The 7155-nt window shown below is 71.1% G+C and carries 5 protein-coding genes and 1 pseudogene; 5 read left to right on the top strand and 1 reads right to left on the bottom strand.

What is annotated here, in order from left to right; genetic code table 11:
* Positions 1-184: pseudogene (locus L7D48_RS23560) on the top strand (hypothetical protein); the annotation flags it as partial.
* A gap of 222 nt (positions 185-406) precedes the next feature.
* Entirely contained in the window at positions 407-1054 is a 648-nt protein-coding gene (locus tag L7D48_RS23565) for a hypothetical protein (RefSeq protein WP_237882228.1), read from the top strand.
* 18 nt (positions 1055-1072) lie between these two features.
* Here L7D48_RS23565 and uppS read toward each other — a convergent pair whose 3' ends face one another.
* Positions 1073-2725 (bottom strand): polyprenyl diphosphate synthase, encoded by a 1653-nt coding sequence (gene uppS, locus L7D48_RS23570; protein WP_237882230.1) that lies wholly within the window; start codon positions 2723-2725, stop codon positions 1073-1075.
* Between the two features lie 473 nt (positions 2726-3198).
* Here uppS and L7D48_RS23575 point away from each other — a divergent pair, with 473 nt between their 5' ends.
* The 3 genes from L7D48_RS23575 (at position 3199) to L7D48_RS23585 (ending at position 7129) form a co-directional block, all read left to right on the top strand.
* A complete protein-coding gene (locus L7D48_RS23575) occupies positions 3199-4380 on the top strand; it encodes an ROK family transcriptional regulator (RefSeq protein ID WP_237882232.1) in 1182 nt (393 codons plus the stop codon).
* 170 nt (positions 4381-4550) lie between these two features.
* Entirely contained in the window at positions 4551-6065 is a 1515-nt protein-coding gene (locus L7D48_RS23580; RefSeq protein ID WP_237882233.1) for a sugar ABC transporter ATP-binding protein, read from the top strand.
* Entirely contained in the window at positions 6062-7129 is a 1068-nt protein-coding gene (locus tag L7D48_RS23585) for an ABC transporter permease (RefSeq protein ID WP_374493488.1), read from the top strand. The genes L7D48_RS23580 and L7D48_RS23585 overlap by 4 nt, the downstream gene beginning before the upstream one ends.
* The last annotated feature ends 26 nt before the right edge of the window (positions 7130-7155 follow it).

Genomic DNA, 7155 nt, shown 5'->3' on the forward strand with positions numbered 1-7155 from the left:
CCCCGGCCCCGGCTCCTGCCACGGTCGCCCGGCACCGCTCCCCGGCCGGCGCGACAGCCACCAGTGGTCCCCGCCGGCGGCGCCGTGCGTGCGCTGCGGCCGGAGCACGAACCTGCGCGACGCCGGCGGCCGCCCGGCCTACAAGGTCTGCCACGGGAGGACGGTCGCGCCGGGCACCGCCTGACCACCGTCGGCTACCGCCGGCCGCGAAGTCTCCGCGCGGCGCCGGGGGCAGACGGTAGTAGAGGTGAGCCGCCGACAACCGATCACATGTTCCCGGGCATATCGCGACGGTCCCCCGTTCGGGTGGCTTCTGGTGCCATCACTCCATGCTGGGCCGTGCTGTCCGCCCATGCTCCTCGCGGGGCCGCGCCCTTGCCGCCCCAGGAAGAGGTGAAAGCACAAGATGAGCGCGACGCGACGAGGAATCATAGGAGGGGCGCTGGCCGCCCCCCTGCTCGCCTGTCTCACGCCGGCGGCCTTCGGTGCCTCCGCGGACCCGGAGCTGGGCAGGGTCTCGGACGCCTGGGTGGATCTGCGGTGGAGCAAGCACATCCAGGACGAGTTGGACCGTCTCGGGGTCACCGTGGAGCCGGTCGCTCCGGCCACCGGGAACCAGAACAGCGGTGGGGGAAGGGTTCGTTTCCCGGTACGTTCGGCGGTCGGCGACCCCTCGGTGGACGATCCCGGGCGAGCCCGGGGCACCGCGGTCCTCGAAGGGGGCCTGGTGCTGCGGACTCCCGCGGGTGAGTTCCGGCTGGCCGACCTGGTGTCCTCACTGGAGGGCGAGACGGTCTCCGGGGAGGCCACGGTCAACGGCCTGGTGGCCGCCCTGCAGTCGGTGTTCACCTTCACCGTGGGTGAGGGGCGCCTGGAGGCGGCGCCGGTGCCTCCAGGCCGGCCGATGAGGATCCAGGTCGTCGGTGTGCCGGTGCGCCTGACCGAGGCGTCGCTGGAGGTGTTCGAGACCACCTTCGGTCCGTCGGGTCTGACCACGAAGACCGTTCTCGGGCACCTCACGGCCGGGGGCGTGTACACGCCGCCCGAGCCGTGATCGGCTGACGACCGGGGCTCAAGGAGTCCCGGTCGTCTCCGCAGCCGGTTGACGCGGGATGCCCTTGATGTCGGCCGGCTGCGCCGCGTCGGCGGCGTCACCACCGAAGCGGCGCAGCCGGCCGGCGTAGGTGTCGATGGCGCTCCGCAGGTGCCGGTGACCGAAGTCGGGCCAGTGCACCGGCTCGAACACGAACTCGGCGTATGCCAGGTGCCAGGGCAGGAAGTTGCTGAGCCGCTGCTCCCCGGATGTGCGGATCAGCAGGTCGACGTCGGGCAGGTCGGGTGTGTACAGGCTCCTGGCGACGTCCTCGGGGCCGATCCGCTGCGGCTGGATCCTTCCGGCGACCGCTTCGGCGGCCAGGGTGCGGGCGGCGGAGACGATCTCCTCGCGCCCGCCGTAGTCGGCGAAGATGTTCAGTGTCAGCGCCGTGTTGCGGGACGTCATGTTCTCGACGATCGCCAGCGTGGACGCCAGCGACGGGTTCAGCCGGTCGCGCCGCCCGCACCATCGCACCCGGATGCCGCGCTCCCGCATCCACCGGGCGAACAGGGTGAGTCCCTCGGTCATCGTGGCGAACAGCTCGGTCACTTCCTCCGTGCTGCGGACCCAGTTCTCGGTGGAGAACGCGAACACACTCAGCTGGGGAACGCCCAGCCGCAGCGCGGAGTGGACCAGCCGCAGCGCGGCCCGCGCACCGGCGACGTGACCGTCGGACGCGGGCAGGCCGTGTGCCGCGGCCCACCGCCGGTTCCCGTCCATGATCACGGCGACATGGCCGGGTATGCGGTCCGGCGCGGGGAAGGCCGGGGAGCCGTTCGCCCGGTGGCCGAGCAGCGCGTTCCGGTCGACGCCCTCGGTCAGCACCCGTGCTCCCAGGTGGTCGGCCTGGTCCAGCACGTGCTCCACCCCGAGGAAGAGGCCGTGGGTGAACGGCCGACATGACGCGTGCAGCTTCCCCGTGACCGGCGTGGCCCGGGCCAGCAGGTCACGGGTACGGGCGATCTGGACTCCGATCAGTTCGTCCAGCGCGTCCCGGCGTGTGGCGTCCAGGAGATCGCCGGGGCGCAGACCGAGCCTGCTCAGATCCTCTTCCGGCAGGTAGCACCGGCCCCGGCCGAGGTCGAGCGGGAAGTCCTGGAAGATGTCCGCCATCTGGCACGCCTCGCCCAGCACACGCAGCAGATCCACCGCCTCCCGGGGGCGGGGCGCCAGCAGCGGGGCCAGCAGTCCGCTGGGCGCGCCGGTCACACTCCGCAGGTAGCGCCGCAGGTCCGCGGCCGTGTCGAACGCGGGCGGGGCCGCGCTGTCCCTCCGGTTGGCGTCCAGGAACTCCTTCAGCAGCGCGACGTCCAAATCCCGGCTGCGGACGGTGTGCACCAACGCCCGCCGCAGCGGATGCTCGCTGTGTCCCGCGCGCACCTCGGCCAGCGAATCGGCGCACCACTGCGACAGCCGTGCCTCACGGCCGGCGAGGCGTCCCTCGTCGGCGATGTCGTCGGTGGTGTGCCAGTAGGCGACGAGTGCGCGGACATGCGGCCGGACCTCGGCGGGCAGCGACTCCGTGGCCATCCAGAGCGGCCCGGACAACCGCTGCGCCACCTCCTCGCACCGAGCGTACGATTCGCACAGCTCCGGTGTGGTGATGCCGGCTTCCTCGTATACGGACACCCGTACCTCCCCTGTCTGAACGGATCCCGCCCGGCCTCTCCCTGTGGCCGGGCGGGGCCCAGCGTCCCCAACACTGCTCTCAACGAGTCATCCGGCGACAAGGCACTGCCCCCGCCCCGTCCGACGCCGCGCCGCACCGGAGGCGCCGGTCACCGGCCACCGTCCGACGGCGACGGCGGGTGCGCGGTCCCTCCGCCATCAGTGCGGTGCCGGCCCGTCCGCGCACCGGGATGCCCAGGCCGGGCCCGCCCCAACGCCGAGGTTGACGTGGAACGTTGATCGCTCTGCGCAGCTGGTCGGCACACGGCGTGGTACTTCGTCCTCTGGCGAGCGAAAGTTTTGATCGATGCAGCGCAACTTCTTCCTAAGGTCGGTTGGCGCTGCTAGCTTCTCGGCGAAAGCCCGTCAGGGTTCGTTCGCTGGGCGGTGTCCCAACGCGCAGCGACCGACGTTGAGGAGTGCTCGTGCGGCGGATGACGGCTCGGCCGGCCAATACATACCAGGCACACCTGCTGCGTCTGCTGCGGGACAGTGGGCGCAGCTCACGGGCCGAACTGGGGGAACGCATCCAGCTCTCCCGCTCCAAACTGGCTGTTGAGATCGACCGGCTGCTGGAGACGGGCCTCGTGGCCACCGATGGGTTCGCCGCTTCCCGAGGGGGCCGGCGGTCCCACAGCGTGCGGCTCGCGCCAGGTCTGCGTTTCCTCGGCGTGGACATCGGCGCAACCTCCATCGACGTGGCCGTCACCAACGGCGAGCTTGAGGTGCTGGGCCACCTCAACGACTCCACGGACGTCAAGAACGGCCCCGTCGCGGTGTTCGAGCAGGTGCTCGCGATGGCGGAGAAACTCAAGGAGTCCGGGCCGGTGGAAGGCTTCGACGGGGTCGGGGTCGGCGTTCCCGGTCCGGTGCGCTTCCCCGAGGGCGTGCCCGTGGCGCCCCCCATCATGCCGGGCTGGGACGGGTTCCCCGTGCGTGAAGCTCTGAGTCAGGAGTTCGGGTGCTCGGTCATGGTCGACAACGACGTCAACCTCATGGGCCTCGGTGAGCAGCACGCAGGCGTCGCCCGCTCCGTCGCCGACTTCCTCTGCGTCAAGATCGGAACGGGGATCGGCTGCGGCATCATCGTCGGCGGCCAGGTGTACCGGGGCGTCACCGGGTGCGCCGGAGACATCGGCCACATCCAGGTGGATCCGCAGGGGCGGCTGTGCGCGTGCGGAAACCGCGGATGCCTGGAAGCACACTTCAGCGGTGCCGCGCTGGCCAGGGACGCCGAAGAGGCCGCACGCAGCGGTCGTTCGGCGCACCTGGCCGTACGACTGGAGGCGTCCGGGCGGCTCACCTCCGCCGATCTCGCGGCCGCCGCGGCCGCGGGTGACCCGGTCGCACTGGACATGATCCGCACGGGCGGGGAACGGGTCGGGCAGGTGATCGCCGGGCTCGTCAGCTTCTTCAACCCCGGCATGGTCGTCATCGGTGGTGGCGTGACGGGACTGGGCCACACGCTTCTCGCAAGCGTGCGTTCCCAGGTCTATCGCCGCTCCCTTCCGCTGGCGACGGGGAACCTTCCCATCGTCCTGGGTGAACTGGGCGGCATGGCCGGGGTCATCGGTGCCACGCGGCTCATCAGCGACCACCTGTTCTCGCCCGCCTGACCTCCGCGACTCGACTCTCCCACCCGTCCTCAGCCCCAGCCCCGGTCCCAGTCCCCAGCGGCAGGAACCCGGGCGGGGTCGGCATGTCCTTTCCGTTGGGATTCCTCGTGGTGCCTATGTCTGTTTCCTCTCACCGGGCCGGTGACGCGGTCCGATCACCTCTGCTCACGATGTCGGACATCATCAAGGCCTTCCCCGGGGTGCGGGCCCTGGACGGTGTCACTCTCCAGGTGCAGGCGGGCGAAGTGCACTGCCTGCTGGGGCAGAACGGAGCGGGCAAGTCCACCCTGATCAAGGTGCTCGCCGGCGCTCACCGCCCCGACTCGGGCACGGTCACCTGGCGCGGCGAGGAGGTCGTGCTGAGATCGCCCGTCGCCGCGATGCGGCTCGGCATCGCCACGATCTACCAGGAGTTGGACCTGGTGGAGGGGTTGTCCGTCGCCGAGAACGTCTTCCTGGGCCATGAGCGGACGGCCGCCGGGTTCGTGATCCGCGGCCGTGACACCCGCGTCGCGGCGGCGGAACTGCTGCGGCGGCTCGGGCATGAGGAGATCGATGCGAGCCGGGCCGTGGGGGAGTTGTCGGCCGCGCAGCGGCAGATCGTCTCGATGGCCCGGGCGCTCTCCCACGACGTGCGGCTCATCGTCATGGACGAGCCCTCCGCGGCGCTCGATCCCGACGAGACGGAGAACCTTTTCCGCATCGTCCGCGAACTGACGGCCGACGGAGTGGCGGTGGTCTACATCTCGCACCGTCTTGAGGAGATCCGGCGCATCGGGGACCGGGTCACGGTCCTCAAGAACGGCCGGTCCGTCGCCGGGGGGCTTGCGGTGGAGGAGACCCCGGACCGGGAGATCATCGCTTTGATGACCGGGCGCGAGATCGAGCACGTCTTCCCCGGCCGGTCCGCACCCCGGCAGAGCGCGCCGGCCGTCCTGCGGACGCGTGGCCTGGCCCGGGAGGGGGAGTTCGCGCCGCTCGACCTCGAGCTGCGCGCGGGTGAGATCGTCGGCCTCGCCGGCCTGGTCGGTTCCGGTCGCTCGGAGATCCTGGAAACCATCTACGGGGCACGCCGCCCCAGCGCCGGGGAGGTGAGCGTCGACGGCCGGCGGCTGCGTCCCGGCAGCGTACGCTCGGCCGTGGCGGCGGGACTGGGCCTGGCTCCCGAGGAACGCAAGGCCCAGGGGCTGTTCCAGCTTGAATCCGTCACCCGCAACGTGTCGGTCTCCACCCTCTCGCGCTTCGCGCGGCTGGGCTGGTTGGACCGGCGCGGCGAGCGCGCCGCGACGAAGGCCGTCACCCGGGAGCTGTCCCTGCGTCCCGACGACCCGGATGTGCTCATACGCACGCTTTCGGGCGGCAACCAGCAGAAGGCGGTCCTCGCACGCTGGCTGCTGCGGGACTGCCGCGTCCTCCTGCTCGACGAGCCGACCCGGGGCGTCGACGTGGGAGCGCGCGCGGAACTCTACGGCGTGATCAGGCGGCTCGCCGACGCGGGTCTGGCCGTTCTCCTCGTCTCCAGCGAGCTTCCCGAGGTCCTCGGCCTCGCCGATCGCGTCCTGGTGCTGCGCGAGGGCCGGGTGGTCGACGCCGCACCGGCCCCGGACCTCGACGAAAACCGCATTCTCGACCTGTTGATGGCGGCCCATGCCGACCCCACGTCTCCTGGAACGGAGCCTTCGTGACACAGCAGCCAGTCTCCTCTCCGCGGCGGGCGGTACCCCAGCAGGCCAGTCGTGGCAAGCGTCCGGTCCGCGGTGGGCCCGCGGGCGGCAGGCCGCCGGGCCCGCTGGCTCGTCTCGGCCGGCAGGCGGACGTCCGCAACCTCTCCCTGCTCGGCGTGCTGGCGATCCTCGTCGCCGTCGGCGGGGTCACCGAGCCCGACACCTTCCTGGCGGGCTCGAACCTGCAACTGGTGCTGACGCAGGCGTCGATCATCGGAGTGGTGACCGTCGGGATGACGTTCGTCATCGCCGGCGGTGGCATCGACCTCTCGGTGGGCGCGATCGTCGCCCTGGCCTCGGTCTGGGCGACCACCGTCGCGACACAGGAGTACGGCTTCACCGGAATCCTGTTCACCGCTGTTGTCGTCGGTGTCGGATGCGGCCTGGTCAACGGCGTCCTCGTCGCGTACGGCGGCATGGTTCCCTTCATCGCCACGCTGGCGATGCTCGCCTCCGCACGCGGGCTGGCTCTTCAGATCACCGACGGCCGCACCCAGATCGTCACGGTGGACGCCGTCCTGGACCTGGGCGCCCCCGGCGCCTATGTGCTCGGCATACCTCCCCTGGTGCTCGTCTTCGGCGCGGTGACCGTGCTCGGCTGGCTGCTCCTGAACCGCACGACCTTCGGCCGCCGCACGCTCGCGGTCGGCGGGAACGCCGAGGCCGCCCGGCTGGCCGGGATCGACATCCGGCGCCAGCGTCTCTATCTGTACGTGCTCTCGGGTCTGTGCTGCGGCATCGCGGCCTTCCTGTTGATCATATTGTCAGGTTCAGGACAGAACACCAACGGCAACCTGTACGAACTCGACGCCATCGCGGCCGTGATCATCGGTGGCACCCTGCTGACCGGCGGGCGCGGCACGATCGTCGGTTCCGTGCTGGGCGTACTGATCTTCACCACGATCACCAACATCTTCGCGCTCAACAACCTGCAGAGCGACGTCCAGCAGATCGCCAAGGGCGCGATCATCGTCGCCGCCGTCCTCCTCCAACACCGCACGCTCCGCCGCACCGGCGGAGCCTGACCAGGCACCCGCCCCCGCCCCTGGTC

This window comes from Streptomyces sp. ICN903, from assembly GCF_022015835.1.
GTDB lineage: Bacteria > Actinomycetota > Actinomycetes > Streptomycetales > Streptomycetaceae > Streptomyces > Streptomyces fenghuangensis.